Annotated in this window: 22 protein-coding genes and 3 pseudogenes; 11 read left to right on the top strand and 14 right to left on the bottom strand. The window is 36.0% G+C overall.

Features of this window, described 5'->3' with window-relative positions:
- The first annotated feature begins 50 nt into the window (after positions 1 to 50).
- The 8 genes from ACU5DF_RS02470 (at position 51) to ACU5DF_RS02435 (ending at position 5430) form a co-directional block, all read left to right on the top strand.
- On the top strand, positions 51 to 749 hold the full coding sequence (locus ACU5DF_RS02470) for a protein kinase domain-containing protein (RefSeq protein ID WP_446711642.1): 699 nt from the start codon (positions 51 to 53) through the stop codon (positions 747 to 749).
- Entirely contained in the window at positions 736 to 1236 is a 501-nt protein-coding gene (locus ACU5DF_RS02465; protein ID WP_446711641.1) for a hypothetical protein, read from the top strand. Before ACU5DF_RS02470 ends, ACU5DF_RS02465 begins: the two co-directional genes overlap by 14 nt.
- Before the next feature lie 154 nt (positions 1237 to 1390).
- Positions 1391 to 1855: a GNAT family N-acetyltransferase gene (locus ACU5DF_RS02460; protein ID WP_446711640.1), complete on the top strand. Its 465-nt coding sequence runs from the start codon at positions 1391 to 1393 to the stop codon at positions 1853 to 1855.
- A 152-nt stretch (positions 1856 to 2007) separates the two neighbouring features.
- The gene (locus tag ACU5DF_RS02455; RefSeq protein ID WP_446711639.1) at positions 2008 to 2247 is read left to right on the top strand and encodes a hypothetical protein; all 240 of its coding nucleotides are present in this window, start codon (positions 2008 to 2010) and stop codon (positions 2245 to 2247) included.
- Positions 2222 to 2647: a hypothetical protein gene (locus ACU5DF_RS02450; RefSeq protein ID WP_446711638.1), complete on the top strand. Its 426-nt coding sequence runs from the start codon at positions 2222 to 2224 to the stop codon at positions 2645 to 2647. The genes ACU5DF_RS02455 and ACU5DF_RS02450 overlap by 26 nt, the downstream gene beginning before the upstream one ends.
- Before the next feature lie 746 nt (positions 2648 to 3393).
- Positions 3394 to 3816, top strand: coding sequence for a GNAT family N-acetyltransferase (locus ACU5DF_RS02445; protein WP_446711637.1), 423 nt, complete (start codon positions 3394 to 3396; stop codon positions 3814 to 3816).
- Between the two features lie 165 nt (positions 3817 to 3981).
- A complete protein-coding gene (locus ACU5DF_RS02440; RefSeq protein WP_446711636.1) occupies positions 3982 to 4734 on the top strand; it encodes an SDR family oxidoreductase in 753 nt (250 codons plus the stop codon).
- 153 nt (positions 4735 to 4887) lie between these two features.
- Positions 4888 to 5430, top strand: a complete 543-nt coding sequence (locus ACU5DF_RS02435; RefSeq protein WP_446711635.1) for a hypothetical protein — start codon at positions 4888 to 4890, stop codon at positions 5428 to 5430.
- On the opposite strand, the gene ACU5DF_RS02430 is transcribed toward ACU5DF_RS02435, so the two are convergent.
- A complete protein-coding gene (locus tag ACU5DF_RS02430) occupies positions 5413 to 6534 on the bottom strand; it encodes an ISAs1 family transposase (RefSeq protein ID WP_446711344.1) in 1122 nt (373 codons plus the stop codon). The genes ACU5DF_RS02435 and ACU5DF_RS02430 overlap by 18 nt on opposite strands.
- Positions 6535 to 6631: 97 nt before the next feature.
- Between ACU5DF_RS02430 and ACU5DF_RS02425 the strand changes: the two are divergent.
- Positions 6632 to 6766 (top strand): annotated as a pseudogene (locus tag ACU5DF_RS02425) (IS110 family transposase); the annotation flags it as partial.
- Between the two features lie 22 nt (positions 6767 to 6788).
- Here the strand turns inward: ACU5DF_RS02425 and ACU5DF_RS02420 are convergent.
- The 9 genes from ACU5DF_RS02420 to ACU5DF_RS02380 all read right to left on the bottom strand — a co-directional run bounded on the left by ACU5DF_RS02420 (position 6789) and on the right by ACU5DF_RS02380 (position 13975).
- Entirely contained in the window at positions 6789 to 7565 is a 777-nt protein-coding gene (locus ACU5DF_RS02420; protein ID WP_446711634.1) for a hypothetical protein, read from the bottom strand.
- A 145-nt stretch (positions 7566 to 7710) separates the two neighbouring features.
- Entirely contained in the window at positions 7711 to 8232 is a 522-nt protein-coding gene (locus ACU5DF_RS02415) for a hypothetical protein (RefSeq protein ID WP_446711633.1), read from the bottom strand.
- A complete protein-coding gene (locus tag ACU5DF_RS02410) occupies positions 8216 to 8515 on the bottom strand; it encodes a hypothetical protein (RefSeq protein ID WP_446711632.1) in 300 nt (99 codons plus the stop codon). The genes ACU5DF_RS02415 and ACU5DF_RS02410 overlap by 17 nt, the downstream gene beginning before the upstream one ends.
- A gap of 201 nt (positions 8516 to 8716) precedes the next feature.
- Positions 8717 to 9070 (bottom strand): DUF6404 family protein, encoded by a 354-nt coding sequence (locus ACU5DF_RS02405; protein ID WP_446711631.1) that lies wholly within the window; start codon positions 9068 to 9070, stop codon positions 8717 to 8719.
- A gap of 211 nt (positions 9071 to 9281) precedes the next feature.
- Positions 9282 to 9740 carry a hypothetical protein gene (locus ACU5DF_RS02400; RefSeq protein WP_446711630.1) on the bottom strand — a complete coding sequence of 153 codons (459 nt, stop codon included), beginning with the start codon at positions 9738 to 9740 and terminating at the stop codon, positions 9282 to 9284.
- Positions 9741 to 10665: 925 nt separating this feature from the next.
- A complete protein-coding gene (locus tag ACU5DF_RS02395) occupies positions 10666 to 11181 on the bottom strand; it encodes a DUF6988 family protein (RefSeq protein ID WP_446711629.1) in 516 nt (171 codons plus the stop codon).
- A gap of 227 nt (positions 11182 to 11408) precedes the next feature.
- Entirely contained in the window at positions 11409 to 12260 is an 852-nt protein-coding gene (locus ACU5DF_RS02390; RefSeq protein ID WP_446711628.1) for a restriction endonuclease, read from the bottom strand.
- Positions 12261 to 12411: 151 nt separating this feature from the next.
- Positions 12412 to 12834 (bottom strand): GNAT family N-acetyltransferase, encoded by a 423-nt coding sequence (locus ACU5DF_RS02385; protein WP_446711627.1) that lies wholly within the window; start codon positions 12832 to 12834, stop codon positions 12412 to 12414.
- Between the two features lie 715 nt (positions 12835 to 13549).
- Positions 13550 to 13975, bottom strand: coding sequence for an N-acetyltransferase (locus tag ACU5DF_RS02380; protein WP_446711626.1), 426 nt, complete (start codon positions 13973 to 13975; stop codon positions 13550 to 13552).
- A gap of 342 nt (positions 13976 to 14317) precedes the next feature.
- Between ACU5DF_RS02380 and ACU5DF_RS02375 the strand changes: the two are divergent.
- Positions 14318 to 15281, top strand: a pseudogene (locus tag ACU5DF_RS02375) (IS30 family transposase).
- Here ACU5DF_RS02375 and ACU5DF_RS02370 read toward each other — a convergent pair.
- From ACU5DF_RS02370 to ACU5DF_RS02360, 3 genes are all read right to left on the bottom strand, one after another.
- Positions 15271 to 16041, bottom strand: a complete 771-nt coding sequence (locus tag ACU5DF_RS02370) for an HNH endonuclease (protein ID WP_446711625.1) — start codon at positions 16039 to 16041, stop codon at positions 15271 to 15273. The pseudogene ACU5DF_RS02375 and the gene ACU5DF_RS02370 overlap by 11 nt on opposite strands.
- Before the next feature lie 743 nt (positions 16042 to 16784).
- On the bottom strand, positions 16785 to 18269 hold the full coding sequence (locus ACU5DF_RS02365) for a COR domain-containing protein (protein WP_446712467.1): 1485 nt from the start codon (positions 18267 to 18269) through the stop codon (positions 16785 to 16787).
- Positions 18202 to 18348, bottom strand: a complete 147-nt coding sequence (locus tag ACU5DF_RS02360; protein ID WP_446712466.1) for a hypothetical protein — start codon at positions 18346 to 18348, stop codon at positions 18202 to 18204. Before ACU5DF_RS02360 ends, ACU5DF_RS02365 begins: the two co-directional genes overlap by 68 nt.
- A gap of 79 nt (positions 18349 to 18427) precedes the next feature.
- On the opposite strand from ACU5DF_RS02360, the gene ACU5DF_RS02355 reads away from it, so the two are divergent.
- A complete protein-coding gene (locus ACU5DF_RS02355) occupies positions 18428 to 19549 on the top strand; it encodes an ISAs1 family transposase (RefSeq protein ID WP_446711344.1) in 1122 nt (373 codons plus the stop codon).
- Positions 19550 to 19573: 24 nt separating this feature from the next.
- On the opposite strand, the pseudogene ACU5DF_RS02350 reads toward ACU5DF_RS02355, so the two are convergent.
- Positions 19574 to 20401 (bottom strand): annotated as a pseudogene (locus ACU5DF_RS02350) (IS110 family RNA-guided transposase); the annotation flags it as partial.
- Positions 20402 to 20475 lie beyond the last annotated feature (74 nt).

Below are 20475 nucleotides of genomic sequence, written 5' to 3'. Positions count from 1 at the left end.
TTTAATTCTGAAATGATTATATCATTTCTAATTAGGTGGCCAAATTCACTATGCCACTACAATTAGCGAAATCATTTGATGAATACAAACAAAAAGTAAAAGATTTAGATATAGTTGATGATTTCGTTATATTGGGAGAAACTTTACGAGAGCTTCATTCAAGAAATATAGCTCATAGGGATATAAAGCCTGAAAACCTTTTGCACCTTGATGAACGATTAGTTTTTACTGATTTTGGTTTAGTTAAATACCCTGAAAGAGAATCATTAACGCCAATCAAACGTGACGTAGGTGCAAAATTTACTATGGCACCTGAAATGAGGCGTTTTGCTAGTAAAGCAGATGGAAAAGCTGCGGACGTATACTCATTTGCAAAAAGTTTATGGATTGCTCTTTCTGGAGAAGCAAGAGGTTTTGACGGACAATATATTCCTAATGGAATATTAGGATTAAAGAATTATCATAAAGATCTTTATTTAAAGTCTCTGGATGATTTACTTGTCATTGCTACAGATAATGATCCCGATGTTCGTCCATCAATACATGAATTCTTGGTTGAACTAGATACATGGTTGACTTTAAATCGAAATTTTGAACAACGAAACCTGAGGGAATGGTTTGAGATTCAATCTTCACTATTTCCATTAGGATCCCCAGAACAAGCGTCATGGACAAATTCAGACTCGATTATTATGGTAATTAAAGAATTATCAAAATCAAAGTCGCCTGAATCATATGTTTTTTCCTGATGGCGGTGGACACACTGTGATAGATGCTTCAAAAGCTCATGAATCGGGTTTTATTGCTCTTCATGTTAGTGAAAAAATGGTTGAATTAATTAAACCTAAAAAATTAACGTATGAATCATTTGGTTTTGACCCATCGTGGGATTACTTTAGGCTTGAGGCGGATAATGTTGAACCTCTTGAAATTTCTAATTCTATTGGTTACGACAATATTGCTCAGGAATTAACAGAAGTTTATCCCGGTGTTTATGATAATTTGTCAGCTTGGGAGTACAATGAATATGAAGGTAAATCTCTTCCAGATTCAGCTCGTAGAGTAAAACGGTTTTTAAATGGTTCTTTTGTCTTCTTTTGCACTGAGTCAATTTATAATCAGATTCGAGGTAAATATGATGCCTACGATGCCGGACATAATAAAATGACTGAGTTTGAATTTAGACAATTTATTAAGTCTGGTGTGGATTACGTATCATCGAAAGAAAGCGCCTAACAATCGCATCAACACGATTTACTACACTCGGCATCTTAGGTTGTCGGGTGTTTCTCGTTTTAAGGCGTCAATTTTAAGTATAATTGCATAGTAGTAAACGTGTTATGCAGGCGTTATATCGTTTTTTTAAGTACATCGTTTTAAAGGATTAAATATGATTCAGCTTAGACCAATGACCACAAATGAATATCCTGCGTATTGTGATTATTTCATTGATGATTATAGCCGTGAAATCGCTGAAAACTATGGTCACTCAATGGATAGGGCGCTCGAATTGGCTAATCAGGATCTTCTTCGTAGTTTTCCTAATGGTTTGGAAACTAATGACCATGAATTATTGTGCATTGAATCAGGTTCAGAATTGGTTGGTTATTTGTGGCACTCGATTAACGCAAATGATGCATCGACGTTTATTTATGACTTCTTTATTTTTCCAAACTGCCGCAATAATGGTTATGGGAAATTGGCAATTACTGCTCTTGAGTTACAATTGAAATCGATTGGTATTGAGCAAATAAAGTTACGAGTTGCGTATCAAAACCAAAGAGCGTTAAAGTTGTATCAAGAGGTTGGTTTTTCTATTTCTGGCTACAATATGTCAAAGAAAATAGTAAGTTAGCATTCTCGATATAACAAAGCAATCAACACGATTTACTACATTCGGCGTTGTAGGTTTGCCTTTAGTTTCAGTGATTAAGGCAGTAAAATTCAGCTAAGTCTATGTCGTAGTAAACGTGTTATTGCGGCGTTATATTCATTGAGGTAAGTAAAATGATCGAGGTATTAATACAAAGGCTGTCAAATGATGGTTTTTGGTCTATTTTTGGGGCATTAATTGGTGCTTTTGTTGGGGCTTTATTTGGTTTTCTAGCTAGCCTATCCCTTGATATAAAAAGAGAAAATAAGGTTAAGAATGCATTTTACAAAGAGGCTGAGTATCTCTCTCAAATCATGGGATCTTATTTGGTTTCTGTAGTTTCAGAGTATGAAAAAATCAAAAATAGGTGTTGATAAGAATGATAGTTTTAGTGGTCCACTAGACTTGGATTTTAGCGTGTTTGATACGTTACTTATCGAGCTTTACAAAACAAGAACTATACCTAGCTCTGATCAACGTCATTTTGTGCATAATGTAAGTTCCCAATGGAAAAGAGTGTGCAAGTTGGATATTGGGCGAGTTGAAAAAATTGAAGGCACTAGTATTTATCATGTCTCAAAAGCTAAATCTAAAGACATAGTCTTTTTATCGGTAGATTTACTATACCATTTTAATGTTTTTCTAGAACAAAGAGAAAAATTTAAGTTTGGCGATAAAAATGATTTTAAAGTTAAGGCGTTATCGGTATTTGCAAAGTATAAAATTAAAAATACTGATTTTGTGGATAAGATCGCAAAAGAAGCAGCGCATTGATAAATGAATATAACAAAGCAATCAACACGATTTATTACATTCGGCGTTGTCGGTTTGTCTTTGGTTTCAGTGTTTAAGGCAGTAAAATTCAGTTAAATCGTCCTAGTAATAAACGTGTTATTGCGGCGTTGTGCGTACTGAGTCCGAAATTTTTTGCACGGTTCATCAAAAGGATCGCGGCTTTCGTAGTTTCGGCTTAGTAAGCGTAAATTTCTTCTTTGTTGCCTTTTGCTTTCCATTTCATCAGGTTCGGCAAATTAGCCCTTATTTCCACAAGTTCAGGCGTTTCAGAGGCATTTTTACGCTTCAATTGTTCTTTGGTTATGCCTCATTTTAGTCTGCATCAGTGTTTTCTCTCAGCATTTTTAATCCCAATTGTGGTTAGGATATTTGGTTTATAAGTTCCAAACTAGCTGAAACCAAGCCGTTCAAATGGTGTAAGAAATGCATTGGTTTTCCATTCACTTTATCTCGCAATTTAAGAACATTTTGTTCGCTTAATTGCTATCGGTAAATTAGAATCAGTGCTTAGAAAATCTTGGCAGGGCAGTTCTTTACCAAGTTGACCAAGCCGAAAGTAAGCACGCACAACAATCGCATCAACACGATTTATTACATTCGGCGTTCTGGGTTTGCCTTAGGTTTAGTGATTAAGGCGGTAAAATTCAGGTTGGTCTGCATGGTAATAAACGTGTTATGCCAGCGTTATGTGTTTTTACGGAAATGATAGGTTTAATGGAGTAATTATGGTTTTAATTCAAACGGTTGAAAGTAACTCAACGTATTTAACTAAATTGTATCAATGGTTTGAAAGTGAGTGGGATGATGTTGAACCACTAGCTACAACAAAAGATGGAAAAATAATCCCCAATCCTATTATTGCCTTAGAAAATGGTGAATTAATTGGTGGTTTAGTTTTTACTCGTTTTCTATCTCCAATTACTCAAGAGCAGGCAGTTTGGGTTAATGCTGTCTTTATTAAACCTGAAAATCGTAAGCAAGGAATTAGCTCACAATTGATTAATCATGCTGAAAAAATGGTTAGTGAAATGGCTGAACCAGAGTTGCTGGTTTTTACTCATATTCCTGCATTGTATTCAAATCTAAAATGGACAGTAATTGAAACGGTCGATGATCATTTCGTACTTAAAAGTTCATTGGTTCAATAAGAACACACATAACAATCGCATCAACACGATTTGCTACACTCGGTGTTGTCAGTTTGCCTTTAGTTTCAGTGATTAAGGCAGTAAAATTCAGCTAAGCCTACATGGTAGCAAACGTGTTATGCAGGCGTTATGCATTCCCTTAACTCAGAATATAAGGATTGATTTATGAGTATTCAAAAAGTGGCAATTATTACAGGTGGCGGGCGAGGAATTGGAGCGGCTACGGCTCAACTTTTTGCGAAAGAAGGCTACGCTGTATGCATCAATTATAAATCCAATTCAGACTCAGCGAATAAATTAGCTCAATCAATAATGGCTGAGGGTGGAAAGTGCATTACTGTTCAAGCTGATGTTTCTTGCGAAGATGATGTGATCCGAATGTTTTCCACTGTTGACCGCGAATTAGGTGCAATATCAATTCTTGTTAACAATGCAGGGATCTTAAAAAAGCAATCACGCTTAGAAGATATGAGTGCCGAACGAATCAACTCAATACTTACTAATAATGTCACAAGTTATTTTCTATGCTGTCGAGAAGCAGTAAAGCGAATGTCGACACGAAATGGTGGTTTTGGTGGCGTAATTGTTAATGTTTCTTCTGGTGCTGCTCGTTCAGGCTCACCAAACGAATATATTGATTATGCAGCATCGAAAGGAGCAATTGATACTTTAACGAAAGGTTTATCACTGGAAGTTGCATCTGAAGGTATCCGAGTTAATTGTGTTCGTCCTGGGCTGATTCATACTGATATGCATGCTGATGGTGGAGAGCCAGAGAGGATCGAAAGGTTAAAAAGTATAATTCCACTTCAAAGAGGCGGGGAACCAAGTGAGGTTGCAGAAGCCATTTATTGGTTAGCCTCAGACAAATCATCATTTTCTACAGGGAACTACTTGGATTTAACTGGTGGCCTGTAATGCATAACAAATGCATCAACACGATTTGCTACATTCGGCATTCTAGGTTTCTTTGAGTTTACCGTATTAAGTGGTAAATTTGGGCCTAATCTGCATAGTAGCAAACGTGTTATGCAGGCGTTAGCTGTCAATTTTTATATTAAGGATGAAATTTTGAATATAGATGAAAAAATAGTATTAGACCTAGGAAAAAAACTTGGGATAAGGATACCTAAAAGAAAATCAGTTAAATATACATATGCCGCGTATGCCTTAAATGATGATGGAAGGGTTACTTTTTTATCAATACCTAATGTAACTGAAGCTGTTATGCCAAGTGAGCTTTTTGAATTGGACCAGTTAGTAACTCTTTATATGAATGAAGCGGCAATCACTAGTATACCAAAAGAATTTACAAAATTAATAAATTTAAGATATTTTGAAATTTTTAGAGATTGTGTTGTAGAGAGAATCGATCCTGAAGTTTTTGATATGGGATTGAATGTATCCATCACTAATAGTCGTAACTATACGGGAATAGCATTGTGTGATGCGCCATTATCAGAGCCGCCAATAGAAATAATTCAAAATGGTAATAGAGCCGTTAAAGCTTATTTTAAAGATAAAGATAAAAATGCTACAACCTTAAATGAAGTTAAGGTTCTACTGGTAGGTGAAGCAGGGCAACCGCATGAGTGGTTAAATTTTAACCTCTGAGAAAAAACCTGCCGTTAAAACAGATTCAAGCATTGAAGTATTCATCATGCATCGCTTTTGTTTACCCACGATACTCAGTTTTGTGGGCTCAGCTCTGAGCATGTTCAAGCTCATGTGTCGTAAGCAGGAAAGGTTTTCGGCACCATTATCTTTGAATATAGAGCAAGCATCTTCATTCATGCTGACATCGAGTACCCAGTGCATTGATTCGATCCCCCAATGCTCTCTGACCGCCACTGCTGCTTGCTCTGCACTTAATTCTTTTGAGCTAATGTAATAACGATATTCTAGACTGGGCTGTTTTCCTTTAATGGCACGAAAGCTTTCAATCATGATGATACTTTTTAAGCCTTTCCAACGAGAAAAGTTACCTTCTAGAGCTGTACTTGGTAATACATAACTTTGACGTGATTCAATACGGCCATGACCTTGCTCAAGGTTAATGAGTTTGTTTACTGTAGAGCGTTGATTTGAAAATGCTTTTTCAACAGATTTGCGTAGCGAGCCTTGATTGTTTTTTACTGCTAATAAGTAGTCTGCGCCCTTATCTATTATGACTTTGGCTATTGCCGTTTGGCATGCCATGGCATCAATAGTCACTAATGCGCCTTTAATATCAAGCATCTTAATAAGCTCTGGAATAGCTGTTATTTCATTACTTTTTTGCTCTGTTTTTAACTGCCCTAAAACCAATTTGTTTGAAGAGGCGTAAGCACTCACCATATGGATAGTACTTGAGCGGTCGTCTCGATCATAAGAGCCACGAAGTGTCTTGCCATCAATAGCAACGACTTGGCCTTGAGTTAAAGAATGCACTGAAGACATCCAAGAGACGAAGCATTGATGAAATTGCTCTGGTTCAATATTTGAAACAATCCTAGCAATCGTATCATCGACAGGAATGTCATTTAAAAACATACCATTACGTTCAAACCAAGCGTGATGACCAAGAATGTATTCTCTAATATCAAACCAGCCTTTTGCTCCTGCAATAACAGCACACATTGAGCCGAATAGAACTTCAAAAAGGCAATAGGTTACTTTTGCACCTTGTCTTTGGTCTGTTATTTCATGAAAGTGTTCTTTAAAATGGTCAATGTGCATCGAATTCTCCTCGTTAAAGGAGGTATATGATCACAGGTAAATCTGATCGTCAAATCGATCGTTTAATTGATTAAAAAACATTCGTGATCTTGCCCTGACTTACAATCGCCTCGTCGCTGAAGGAAAACCCAAAAAACTCGCTATTATTGCCTGTGTTAGAAAGATGGTTGTCATACTCAATTCAATGATACGAGATGGTGTCATGTGGGATAAAAACCACGCTAACATTTAGTTATTGACACCATAGTCGTTTGTTATGAGCCAGAGAATAGACTCAATAGTGGTTCAGCGACATTCTGTCCTTTATCATATAATCCAATCAGTGCATTTGCCATACGATCAGTCTCAGCAATACCTTTACTAGCCGTTTTTAAATTACCCCAAACCGTAGCCACTTTTGATGCTTCATCATGATCATCGTCAGTACTTTCAGAAATATCATCTACCCTCGAAGCTAAATCAGTAAATCCTTGAGAAAAAGCCTTCTTGAGTGCTGAGCCACCTGTAATTGGATAACTCTGAATTGCACTTTCAATAATATCTAGTTGGCTAATTAAAAAATCATGCATTCCAGGAGAAAGCGAACTAGTTTCAATCTCTTCCTTTAATGCCCTTACTGAGTTTAAAATTGATTCCAGCTCATCTTTATCAACTGCATCTTCATCTTCATCTTCTAGTATTTCACTACAATACCTTAATGCTAATATCGTATCCGTGCTCAAATTATTTTTATAGCTAGTCCACGTCGCTGAAAGATTATTTACTGAAATTGTACTCTTAACTCGATCCAAATATGGTTGATAGAGATTTCTACTAAAACTTGTTTGTTGCATTAAAGATTCAAGCAACTCAATTTCTTTACGAACTAGCATCAGTTTACTATATACTTCATGAGGATCTTTTTTGACAACATTAATATCTAAACCAAACACTTCACCCCATGCAACAGACATAGTTACACTATCATTTTTAGATTTTACCTGATTTACGAGATTTAATACCCGTTTCGCAGGATTATTTAGATATTCCATTTATTCTCCAATGTACCTAATTTAGCTCATAACGCCTGCATAACACGTTTGCTACCATGCAGATTAAGCCCAAATTTACCACTTAATACGGTAAACCCAAAGAAATCTAGAATGCCGAATGTAGCAAATCGTGTTGATGCGATTGTTAGCTTTTTGCAGTCGCATATTTAGTTTTAACGTCAAAAATAAATGACTCAACAAGCTCTATACACCGCTCAAGATCCGTATTATCAATATTAACTTTTTCACCATCTAATGTGTAACCATTACGATGTACTAAATCATGACGTAATTCTAATTGTTTTAATAATTCACGACTAATATTAAATCGTATACCTAAAACTTTTTTATAAAACATTTCAACATCATTCAAACGATGCCAAACTAACGCTTTCATCGATCGCACTAAATAAGTGTCCATTGAATTATTTAATGCAAATGGTACCGTTACAGTCGCTGAACGAAATTTATCATGATTAGCTAACTTCTGTAGAGAATCACGATATGTTGTAATTTCAAATATAAATAGATTTGATAAATATTGTTCCATTAAACTAATCACATTAGAAAAGTAAAGTTGATTATGAAAATCATCTTTTTCTTGTGCTTTGATATGAGTTATTCCATCATTAAATGTAGTTAGAAAATCATCAGAATTCATTGGCATGATACTCCACTTTGATTTCATCTTCTAAATTATCATTTGTTGTTGTTACTTGTATAGACCAATCAACCCCAACATTTGATGAGCAAATAGAAATATCAAATTCATTACCATTATCATCTTCAAATGAATCGTGATTTTCACTAACACTATCTCTATATCTATCAGCTATAAAATTTGGCGAAGGCACACTAATTACGGTTAATTCTTCAGTGCCCCGAAAAACAATTAAATAACCACCTGAAATTGGCGGCATACAATCACTACCTTCTAATGTAAAACTCATAAGAATCAACTTTCTCCAAAATTATATATAAACAATTATAACAGTATATCTCAAAGGGTTAAACGATTAAGAGCTAACGCCTGCATAACACGTTTGCTACTATGCAAACCAAGCTGAACTTTACTGCCTTAATCACTGAAATTAAAGGCAAACTGACAACGCCGAGTGTAGCAAATCGTGTTGATGCGATTGTTATGGTGCTTAATCAAAGTGATTATCTTTCAGCCATTTATCCCAGCTTGATATATTTAACCTTTTTTGAGTCATTGAAACACTAACTGCTAAAAGAAGACCCGTTGCAACACCAAAAAAGATGGAAGCATATAACTGATAAATAGAGAATCCTTGGAATTGCCAAACTATTAACCACATAAATACCCCCCACATAACTGAACCAAATACGGCTTGTAAAAGGAATAATTTAAATGGAGATTCGAATAGGCGTGGTTTAGGATTTTTCTTAACCAGTTTTAAGAGTGTCGGATAAGGTTCAGTAAGATATGTATTTACACCCTTTTGTTTTAAATATAGTTGTATAAAATCAGCTTGATCCATGAAAACACCCTCCTAATTTTTATATCACTCTACATCAAAATCACGAAATAAAATGCGATAAAGTAATCAATTTTTAAGGATGATTCGGCACCATAACGCCGCAATAACACGTTTACTACGACATAGACTTAGCTGAATTTTACCGCCTTAATCGCTGAAGTTAAAGACAAACTAAGAATGCCGAATGTAGTAAATCGTGTTGATTGCTTTGTTAACTGTCAATCCCAGAATGCTTGAGAATCTTATTTTTATGATGAGCAAGATCTTCGACACCAAGGATTAATCTCATTTTTTTTGATAATGCAATCAAGGAGGCTTCATGATTATGCGTATTTTTATCAAGCACAAGTGTCAAGGCTGAATGAATTTCATACATTTCTTCAACGGCAGTATCCCTGTGCTTCTGATTCGTACCATTATTTTTTGGCATTTTGCTATATAGGGAATTAGCACCTAACTTTCTTAATTGGCGCTCAAATATTTCCAAGTTACTATCAATTTCTTCAGTTAACCAATTCATATATTCAAGTCTTAATATTGTCAATTCCGCCGCAAAACTATGTGCCTCGTCAGAATCGTCTATAACTCTGAGTTGATTAAACGCCTTTAAGACAAGGCTCACATATTTATCGGAGAATTCTGCTTGTTTATCAAAAACAGTATTTGCCATATGAGAGGATGATACTAACGAAAGGTTTTCCTTTTGTAAGTTTAACTCTTTATTACGTTCGTGATTTGCATTATCACGAATAAGTTGAAAAATAGTTGCAAGTAATGCCCCGATAAAGGGAATAGTTGAAACACCCTTAAATAACTCATTTATGGGAGCAAAAAATACGACGCATAATGAAACAAATGCAATAGCGCCTAAATAAATATAAATTTTAATAATACACCTCTACCGAAGACAGTTAACGCCGCAATAACACGTGCGAAAGACCGACTTACAAAACCAATTACACTTCAAACCACGAATGCCGAGTGTATAGCATCGTGTTGATTGCTTTGTTACACGAGCTTTGTCAACGCTTCGCTTTAATTGGTAAAGAATTGATTTACCAAGATGTACTGTAAACTGAGTTTAATTAGACTGGCTCAATTAAGCGAGCAAAATATCATTTCAACGTCAATAACTGTGAAACGAAACAATCCCTTTTTCTTACGCCATTAGTACAATTTGGTTTCAGCAAGTTTGGAACTGATAAACCAAATATCCTAACCACAATTGGGATTGAAAATGCTGAGAGAAAAACACTGATGCAGGCTAAAATGAGGCAACACCATGAACAATTGAAGCGTGAATTGGTTTCTGAAACCCATGAATCTTTGGTAATAATGGTCAATTGCCGAACCTGATGAAATGAAAACTAAAAGGCAACAAAGAAAAAGGAAATCCACCCGACTTTCACACCTAAAAAGCTAATGGCTCAATCGCTGAACTGAGCCAAAAAACTGCAATCTTTAGTTCGTGTAACGCCTGCATAACACGTTTGCTACCATGCAGATTAAGCCTAAATTTACCACTTAATACGGTAAAACCAAAGAAACCTAGAACGCCGAATGTAGCAAATCGTGTTGATGCGATTGTTATGAGTTTATACTTTCGGTTTTGGTAAACAATCAGCAAATCGACGCTGGATAGGAGGGATTTTACCAATATGTTCACCGCCGCCGTGTAAAATAATTAATAACATTCCAGCCATAATTGATACCCCATTAGAAATAATCAACATTTGCTCAAGAAAGCGAATTGGATAACCTTTATTATGTCGGTTCACCGCATGTATTCCGCCGTGTACAAAAGAGCTTAATGGTTTCCAAGAGTATTCTTTAAATTCAATAAGCATATCCAAAGCTTCTTGGGGAGCCTTACCTTCAAGTTTAGTTAACATTTCACTTAGCATCGGTAGTTTATTTGCTTTATGAGCTGATTCAGCAGTAAGTTCACACATTAATTTTGATACCGCTACATCAGAAGCACTATAAAGTAACCACATACCCCTTACAAAAGCTTCATACTGCAATCGAACAAGACCTGATGCCGAGGTATAATTTCCAGACGCTAATAATATTTTTGCGCTTTCTGCATGTTCAAATGCAATACTACACATAATTTTGCTGACACGTACTCGTTCAGACATATTACAAGGAGCTAAAGCAAGGAAAACTAAAAGTTCTTTTTCTAACTCAGCAGATCTCGATAATAGATGATTGATAAATTACTCCTTATTTAGCCTTAACTCATAACGCCCAATTAAGGTGCGACAACGCTATAACACCCAAACTAAGCCATTGCACCGTAAACACAAAATTCAAACCGGAATGAAACCGCCACGCGTTAGGAGTCACTCTTAAATTGTTTGTTATGTTCATGAAGAGGCTCGACTGTTTTGTTAAACAAAAACAATTTGTCACTCATGACATCCTTTAATAACTTTTCAGCAACCACCTTAAATCGACTAACCGAACTAGTAGTATTTACTATCTCGTCGTAGGTATAATCTACTGATTTTATTTTTAGAGGAGGGAAAGAGGTATTAGGCCATGTCAAAAATGTATCAGTAAACTGATACGAATGTTTTAAATTTTCACTACTCACACTCATCCTAGGAAGCTTGCACTCTAAATCATAGAATGAATCTAACCGATTCCCATGTAAATCTAACAGTAGTAATTGATCTGTTGGTGCTTCGATATGAATAGGCGTACCTTCTTCAATTCCAGCCACATCAATTAACCAATCTATGTCTAACTTTGGATTAGCCTTAACATTGTAAAGATTATTCATATTAATATTTGTAGTATAAGTATCAATTCGGTCATCATTCTGCGTCTCAACTACTTTAAGCTGGATTCCTTTGTTTCTTGCGTAAGTTATGGCTCCTTTTTGATAATTACTTGTTGTTACAAAAACACCTGAGGTATTCCCTAGGTCTTCAAGAACGCCATAGAAATCGCGAATCTTTCCAATTGATACGGAGTTTTTATATTCTTTACACTCAACTGCCACCTTATGCACCGTATGCGCAACCTCAAATTCCCAGTAGAGGTCTACTTGATGTCTCTGGCCTGAGCGACCTTCTTTCTTAACATCATGTTGCACTACTATATTGTTAAAATCTTCTTGCGATAAAACTTGTTCGTAAATCGAGCGAACTAAAAATTCGAATTCTAAACCAGATTTTGCCAAAATATATCCCTCAAACTAGAACATAACGCCTGCATAACACGTTTGCTACTATGCAGATTAAGCTCAAATTTACCACTTAATACGGTAAACTCAAAGAAACCTACAATGCCGAATGTAGCAAATCGTGTTGATGCGATTGTTATGTGTGTTCTTATTGAACCAATGAACTTTTAAGTACGAAATGATCATCGACCGTTTCAATTACTGTCCATTTTAGATTTGAATACAATGCAGAAATATGAGTAAAAACCAGCAACTCTGGTTCAGCCATTTCACTAACCATTTTTTCAGCATGATTAATCAATTGTGAGCTAATTCCTTGCTTACGATTTTCAGGTTTAATAAAGACAGCATTAACCCAAGCTGCCTGCTCTTGAGTAATTGGAGATAGAAAACGAGTAAAAACTAAACCACCAATTAATTCACCATTTTCTAAGGCAATAATAGGATTTGGAATTACTTTTCCATTCTTTGTTGTTGCCAGTGGTTCAACGTCATCCCACTCACTTTCAAACCATTGATACAATTCAGTTAAATACGTTGAGTTACTTTCAACCGTTTGAATTAAAACCATAATTACTCCATTAAACCTATCATTCCCGTAAAAACACATAACGCCGCAATAACACGTGCGAACGACTTACTTTCCAAACCAATTATACTTCAAACCACAAACGCCGAGTGTAATTAGCATCGTGTTGATTGCTTTGTTACACGATCTTTGTCAACGCTTCTATTAACTTGGTAAAGAACTGATTTACCAAGATTTACTGTAAACTGAGTTTAATTAGACTGGCTCAATTTAGCGAGCAAAATATCCAATCAACAGCAATAACTGTGAAACGAAACAATCCCTTTTTCTTACACCATTTGTACGGCTTTGATTCAGCAAGTTTGGAACTGATAAACCAAATATCCTAACCACACTTGGGATTGAAAATGCTGCGAGAAAAACACTGATGCAAACTGAAATGAGGCAAAACCATGAATAATTGAAGCGTGAATTGGTTTCTGAAACCCATGAACTTTTGGCAATAATGGTCAATTTCCGAACCAGATGAAACGAATATTAAAAGGCAACAAAGAAAAAGGAAACCCACCTTACTTTCACACCTAAAAAACTAACGGCTCAATCGCTGAACTGAGCCAAAAAACTGCGATCTTTAGTTCGTGTAACGCCTGTATAACACGTTTGCTACTATGCAGATTAAGCCCAAATTTACCACTTAATACGATAAACTCAAAGAAACCTAGGATGCCGAATGTAGCAAATCGTGTTGATGCATTTGTTATGTGTTTGAATTCATTGTGTATTCCATGTGCCCTGTATGTTCACACCCTTGCTCACTGACTACAGTAAAACCTTGAGATAAATAGAACTGATAGCTTGCTACATTTTCAGTATATACATTTAGAGTAAGTACTGGACATTGCTCTTTGGCATGGGCAATTAACTGTTTACCAATCCCTTTACCTTGATACTCTGGTGATACAAAAATTGCAGCTAGCATATTTTCATACAAGGAATAGAATCCAACGACTTTTGAGTCTAGCCCGGCCACGTAAGTTTTAGATGCAGGAATATAAATATCACGCATATTATCAACTTGTGACACCCAGAATTCAGCTGGCACGAAATCATGCGCTTTAATTGAAGAGGTAAGCCAAATATCTAAAACTGAATTGATATCTTGCGAAGTATACTGTCGGATCATTTTACTCTCAACTAATTGTTTAATCTAATAATAAGTCTGAATTGTTACATATTGAGCAATCAACGTATTGAAGATTTACGACAAAACAAGCCTATTTCCATCGGAAACACATAACGCCTGCATAACACGTTTACTACTATGCAATTATACTTAAAATTGACGCCTTAAAACGAGAAACACCCGACAACCTGAGGATGCCGAGTGTAGTAAATCGTGTTGATGCGATTGTTATACATATTCTTTAAGCCTAGATCCCAAGAATAACCGACACACTTTGGTATAGATTAGAGAGTCAGTTGCCTATAAGCTTCAAGCTCTCACACAATCAACTAAGGTAATCCCATGGGACACCAATATAAGCAACTGACACTGGGTGAAAGATACCAGATTGAAGCTTGGAATACACATAGTATTTCTGCTCGTGAAATAGGACAAAAATTAAAACGGAGCAACGGCTCCATTTCAAGGGAGTTACGACGTTGTCCTGCTGGAAGTTACTGTGCCGAGCAAGCGCATAGGCATGCTTTTCAAAAAAGAACACTTTCAATTAAGCACACAAAATGCAACAAAAAGAATAAGAAAATAATTCAAATATACCTGCAACTTGGTTGGAGTCCCGAGCAAATATCTGGACGAATGCGTAAAGAAAAAATAGAAAATAGAAAATACAATATGTTGCAGTACAATTTACAATATAGTCAAAAGAGAGTGTTGGCAAAGGATGCTTGCTCGAAAAGGTAAAAAATACAAACAGCGTAAAGGTGTAGAAGCTGGCGCAAGACTAATTCCCAACCGCGCTGATATCTCTCTTCGGCCTACTATTGTTGACGATAACTCAGAGATTGGTCACTGGGAAGGTGATACTGTTTATGGTCAAGATGGGTATTTAGTCACGATGGTAGAGCGAGTATCTAAGCTATTAGTTACCTGCAAAGTACGTAGCAAGTCCAAAAAAGCAGTCACTCGTGGGATAAATCGCATGATGAAGCCCTTTAAAGGGCTTTGCAAAACAATCACATTTGATAATGGCGGAGAGTTTGCGGGTCATGCTAAGATAGCTAAGCATCTGAACTGTGACATTTATTTTGCTAAACCTTACCATTCCTGGCAACGAGGTTTGAATGAAAATACCAATGGTTTACTAAGACGTTTTTTCCCAAAGGGAATGGCCATTGGAGAACTTGCTGCAAAAGAGGTTAAACAGGCAGAGTTTTTGATTAATTCGAGACCTAGAAAGGCATTAAATTTTCTGAGTCCGAGTGAGTTTTTAAACGGTAAGCGTGTGTCGGTTATTGTTACGATCTAGCAAGCAAGTGCTTTTTTAGCTCTTCAATTGAAAGTGTATTTCTAGTTTTATGTAGCATTCGATGACAATTCGCACAAACAGGTCTCAAATCTTCTTTTGGGCAAATTTCATGCACCTCCGAATAACTAGAAATTGGCTTTAAATGATGAACTTCTATATATCCATTACCATATTCACCATAAGCAGCTTCAAAATCAAAACCACACACTTTACAGGCATACCCCCATTCCTGAATACAATCTTCACGAGCTTGAGGGCTACGGTCATACTTTGTAATCGTAATTTTTCTAGTGCCTCCCTCTGTGTATTTAGTTTCAAGTATTTTATTCGTAATCAGGCTTTCAAGCTCACAAGATATAATATGTGAAATATCATCATAGAGTGATAAGCCACCAACTCTTGGAGACCAATTATATTCAGGGAAACGATACTCTAAATCCGATAGAGGAATAATTGGTAATTCAGATAACACTTTGAACGATAAATCATTCCGAGGAGCAACATCACCATTTTTAGCCCTATCTATATCCCAATGAGGGAAATCATATGACTTAGATACTACAGTTCCGAAACCAATAATTCCTCTTGGGTTTTCACCTTGCCTAAGTAGAAAGAAAGTATCTCCTGGTACAATTTTCTTTGTATTTCCACTACTCCACTTAAAGATATACTCTTCACCATTTGCAACAAGTGAAATTGCGTTTTGAAGATCTAACCAATTCCAACGCTCTGGATTCCAAGTAAAAACATACGAAGCCATTTTGTTCCCCTAATATGTATAACGCCTGCATAACACGTTTGCTACTTGCAGACCTAGCTGAATTTTAACGCCTTAATCACTGAAACTAAAGAAAAACCGACAACGCCGAGTGTAGCAAATCGTGTTGATGCGATTGTTATGTCAATATCTATGTGTTGATAAATATACCCACACCGAGATGATAATTATTAACGGCAGATAAAATATGAGAACCAACCAAGAATACTTCTCTTTATTATCCATTCTATTTTTTAATAGTTTAGAAAACCTCATGCTTCCATAGCTAAGTAATACGAATGAAATTAGCCAAACAATAAGAAGCACAACATCTTCACCTAAAAAAGTTATAACCTTTTTAGGTACTAGATACATTAATAAAAAAAACAACACTACAACATATGGGATAGAAGCAACTGGTGGGCGAGCACCGTATCCATAAAAAAAAGTATACACAAGTCGATGAGGTAAGTTTTTGAATTTACTTTTTACTTTTTGCTCTAACGAAGGATTACACAATGAACAAGTAGGTCTGCACAAGCCTCTCTTAGTATAATATTTTTTATGACTTGGTTTATCAGACCATCCACACTCCGAACATTTGTGGCTCACCATTACCTCCTTTTGACATAACGCCTGCATAACACGTTTGCTACCATGCAGATTAAGCCTAAATTTACCACTTAACGCGGTAAACTCAAAGAAACCTAGAATGCCGAATGTAGCAAATCGTGTTGATGCATTTGTTAGCTGTTTGGGAATACCTTACTTATTAGCGCATTAACATTAACACCAATGCCAAAGAAATTAGGTTGCAATTGAATAATATCATTTGCTTTTTTTGCTAATGTTTCTTGTGAATCATTGTCTGATTTTAATTTTTTTAAAACTTCTAAAAGCATCTCTTCATTTTCATTATTAATATATATATTCCCCAATAAAGAGCTAACTTTATATTCTTTATTAGCACCATCAGGAAAATAAGTTTTCTTCCCCATATCTTCTAATTTTCGCAAATGATCATAACTAATTAAAACATCTTGATTGTCTGGTAACGGAATTTGTTCCGTGTGTTTTAGTTTACTGAATGAATAATTAATTGTTTTAATTAAGTGACGTATAACAGCTAAGTACTCTCGTCTTGCCGCGCCATTAATCCATATATAAATCTTACTCTCTCTATTATCAGATTTAATAATTGCAGTCGCACCAATTGCATCATCCTTTATAAGCATGCCTGTTCGCCACTGTTTCCTATCAAAAATATCCTTACTTAAAGCAACCTGCAATCTAGATATAATCGATTTTGGTAAAAAATCATATGATACAACGAATGATAAAGCTGAGCTAAAATCAAAATTAATTTCAGGTTCTTGTACTTCTAACAAGTCAGGAACAAGCAATGAACCAGATGTAACCTGATAGCATAATTGAAATTTTAGCATTAATTCAACAATATATTTGTGCTTACTCTTAGGATATGAAAATTTATCATTTGGATTTGCTTTTAAAATCTCATTCAAATCACTTAGTTTGAGTAACCCTTTATTATCCGATAGTAACTTCGAGTTAATAATTCTATATACCGCCTGAGTTACCCATTCAGGTTCTAATACATGAGTATCTAATAAACCAAAATCTTTAAAATGTAATACCACACCTAAATCGTGTAAAAAATCTAATAATGTTTCGTTTACTTCTTCGTCTTCAAGTTTATTTTTCAAGCAAATTTTATTATATTTATCGTATGAAATATAGTGATCAGATATATTTTCAAGATATGATTTAACATTAAACCAACTAGTTGGCCATTGCATTCCTAATACTTGAACCTTACTTAGTGATTCAATTAAACCTTGTTGAAGTTCAGAAAAACCTTGGTTTTTCGCACAAGATACACGATAAAAACCAATAATATTCTTATATTTTTCTTGTAAAAATCTACGGTTAATATCAAATGAAGGATTATCGTCAATTTTATTAATCACAATTAATATCGGAGATTCTCCACCAAAACTATCAATATGCTTTAACCAATATTCTGTTTTCTCTTCTTTTCGTCCATCAAGAACTAGAATATATAAACTTCGTTTTGACAAAAAGAACTGGTGTGTAGCATGCATTATTTCCTGCCCACCAAAATCCCAAAAATTCATATTGACATCAAAATCTTGCCATTTCACCTTCCAATTTATTAATTTTAATACCATGTGTTTGAGGTTCATGAGCATTATATCCATTACCTATTAACCTATTAACTAAAGATGTTTTACCCGCAGCACCTTCACCTACCAGGGCAAGATCACGAATGTTTTTTAATCAATTAAACGATCGATTTGACGATCAGATTTACCTGTGATCATATACCTCCTTTAACGAGGAGAATTCGATGCACATTGACCATTTTAAAGAACACTTTCATGAAATAACAGACCAAAGACAAGGTGCAAAAGTAACCTATTGCCTTTTTGAAGTTCTATTCGGCTCAATGTGTGCTGTTATTGCAGGAGCAAAAGGCTGGTTTGATATTAGAGAATACATTCTTGGTCATCACGCTTGGTTTGAACGTAATGGTATGTTTTTAAATGACATTCCTGTCGATGATACGATTGCTAGGATTGTTTCAAATATTGAACCAGAGCAATTTCATCAATGCTTCGTCTCTTGGATGTCTTCAGTGCATTCTTTAACTCAAGGCCAAGTCGTTGCTATTGATGGCAAGACACTTCGTGGCTCTTATGATCGAGACGACCGCTCAAGTACTATCCATATGGTGAGTGCTTACGCCTCTTCAAACAAATTGGTTTTAGGGCAGTTAAAAACAGAGCAAAAAAGTAATGAAATAACAGCTATTCCAGAGCTTATTAAGATGCTTGATATTAAAGGCGCATTAGTGACTATTGATGCCATGGCATGCCAAACGGCAATAGCCAAAGTCATAATAGATAAGGGCGCAGACTACTTATTAGCAGTAAAAAACAATCAAGGCTCGCTACGCAAATCTGTTGAAAAAGCATTTTCAAATCAACGCTCTACAGTAAACAAACTCATTAACCTTGAGCAAGGTCATGGCCGTATTGAATCACGTCAAAGTTATGTATTACCAAGTACAGCTCTAGAAGGTAACTTTTCTCGTTGGAAAGGCTTAAAAAGTATCATCATGATTGAAAGCTTTCGTGCCATTAAAGGAAAACAGCCCAGTCTAGAATATCGTTATTACATTAGCTCAAAAGAATTAAGTGCAGAGCAAGCAGCAGTGGCGGTCAGAGAGCATTGGGGGATCGAATCAATGCACTGGGTACTCGATGTCAGCATGAATGAAGATGCTTGCTCTATATTCAAAGATAATGGTGCCGAAAACCTTTCCTGCTTACGACACATGAGCTTGAACATGCTCAGAGCTGAGCCCACAAAACTGAGTATCGTGGGTAAACAAAAGCGATGCATGATGAATACTTCAATGCTTGAATCTGTTTTAACGGCAGGTTTTTTCTCAGAGGTTAAAATTTAACCACTCATGCGGTTGCCCTGGATTGTAAGTCGACTTAAAAACGGGGTTACATTGCATTGCTGACATCATGGCCATATAGAGAACCGTCCGCACTTGCTTCCGGCCTCCTTTGATTTTTCGGTGACCTTTGTAGCGGCCACTGTCCCTATTCATAGGAGCTACTCCAACCAAAGCAGACGCTTTTTTATTACTAATACTTCCAAGCTCTGGGAGATTACTTATTAGCGATGCAGCGGCAACTTTGCCTATGCCAGGAACGCTCTGAAGGATGTCATTTTTATGCTTATATTCATCGCAAGACTCAATAAGTTTAATGATTTTTTCTTCTATTTTTTGGATTTGATTCTTAAAGGCCGTAAGGATTGGTTTAATGGTCATCGCTAGTTCTTTAGGGAGTATTTGAAGGCGATTCTTTTCCATAGTTTGCATGGATAATAATTGATTTCTACGAATGACTAAGTCGCTCATTAGCCTTATGTTTTCAGGCTTTAGAGTTGACAGTGGGGGGGCAATTCTTTCCGAGTACAAGGCAATTAATTGGGCGTCTAATTTATCTGTTTTGGCTATTTGTCCAATAGCGCCAGCAAATCGTCTTACATGAATAGGATTAGCAACAACGTATGGAAGCTTAGCTTTTGAGCAAGCAAGAACGAAGGGAACTTCAAGTCTGCCTGTTGCCTCAATAACGATACGTTCTGGCTGATGCTTTTTAATGGTTACTATGGCTTCTTTGATGCCTTTAGCGTCATTAGAAACAGAAAAGAATAGACCTATAGGTCTGATGAAAATGTCTAGTTGAGTTTTACCGGTATCAACACCGACATTGATGCTTTGAAATGTAGGATTATTCATAATAAGCTTACTCTTGTTTGCTATAATACGGGTTCGAGACCCAGTCGACTATTCGAGTGTAGGCTTGGAGTTTA

The sequence above is a fragment of the Aliivibrio wodanis genome (assembly GCF_052920805.1).
The sequence above is the reverse complement of the archived record's forward strand: the minus strand, read 5'-3'. Positions and strand labels throughout refer to the sequence as shown.

Coding starts and splice junctions, on each gene's coding strand:
- ACU5DF_RS02405 (WP_446711631.1), bottom strand. CDS start 9,070: ATGGATCAAGCTGATTTTATACAACTATATTTAAAACAAAAGGGTGTA.
- ACU5DF_RS02370 (WP_446711625.1), bottom strand. CDS start 16,041: ATGGCTTCGTATGTTTTTACTTGGAATCCAGAGCGTTGGAATTGGTTA.
- ACU5DF_RS02465 (WP_446711641.1), top strand. CDS start 736: ATGTTTTTTCCTGATGGCGGTGGACACACTGTGATAGATGCTTCAAAA.
- ACU5DF_RS02395 (WP_446711629.1), bottom strand. CDS start 11,181: ATGTGTAGTATTGCATTTGAACATGCAGAAAGCGCAAAAATATTATTA.
- ACU5DF_RS02380 (WP_446711626.1), bottom strand. CDS start 13,975: ATGATCCGACAGTATACTTCGCAAGATATCAATTCAGTTTTAGATATT.
- ACU5DF_RS02430 (WP_446711344.1), bottom strand. CDS start 6,534: ATGCACATTGACCATTTTAAAGAACACTTTCATGAAATAACAGACCAA.
- ACU5DF_RS02385 (WP_446711627.1), bottom strand. CDS start 12,834: ATGGTTTTAATTCAAACGGTTGAAAGTAACTCAACGTATTTAACTGAA.
- ACU5DF_RS02410 (WP_446711632.1), bottom strand. CDS start 8,515: ATGAGTTTTACATTAGAAGGTAGTGATTGTATGCCGCCAATTTCAGGT.
- ACU5DF_RS02420 (WP_446711634.1), bottom strand. CDS start 7,565: ATGGAATATCTAAATAATCCTGCGAAACGGGTATTAAATCTCGTAAAT.
- ACU5DF_RS02365 (WP_446712467.1), bottom strand. CDS start 18,269: ATGCTCATGAACCTCAAACACATGGTATTAAAATTAATAAATTGGAAG.
- ACU5DF_RS02470 (WP_446711642.1), top strand. CDS start 51: ATGCCACTACAATTAGCGAAATCATTTGATGAATACAAACAAAAAGTA.
- ACU5DF_RS02400 (WP_446711630.1), bottom strand. CDS start 9,740: ATGGCAAATACTGTTTTTGATAAACAAGCAGAATTCTCCGATAAATAT.
- ACU5DF_RS02355 (WP_446711344.1), top strand. CDS start 18,428: ATGCACATTGACCATTTTAAAGAACACTTTCATGAAATAACAGACCAA.
- ACU5DF_RS02415 (WP_446711633.1), bottom strand. CDS start 8,232: ATGCCAATGAATTCTGATGATTTTCTAACTACATTTAATGATGGAATA.
- ACU5DF_RS02455 (WP_446711639.1), top strand. CDS start 2,008: ATGATCGAGGTATTAATACAAAGGCTGTCAAATGATGGTTTTTGGTCT.
- ACU5DF_RS02450 (WP_446711638.1), top strand. CDS start 2,222: ATGAAAAAATCAAAAATAGGTGTTGATAAGAATGATAGTTTTAGTGGT.
- ACU5DF_RS02445 (WP_446711637.1), top strand. CDS start 3,394: ATGGTTTTAATTCAAACGGTTGAAAGTAACTCAACGTATTTAACTAAA.
- ACU5DF_RS02460 (WP_446711640.1), top strand. CDS start 1,391: ATGATTCAGCTTAGACCAATGACCACAAATGAATATCCTGCGTATTGT.
- ACU5DF_RS02440 (WP_446711636.1), top strand. CDS start 3,982: ATGAGTATTCAAAAAGTGGCAATTATTACAGGTGGCGGGCGAGGAATT.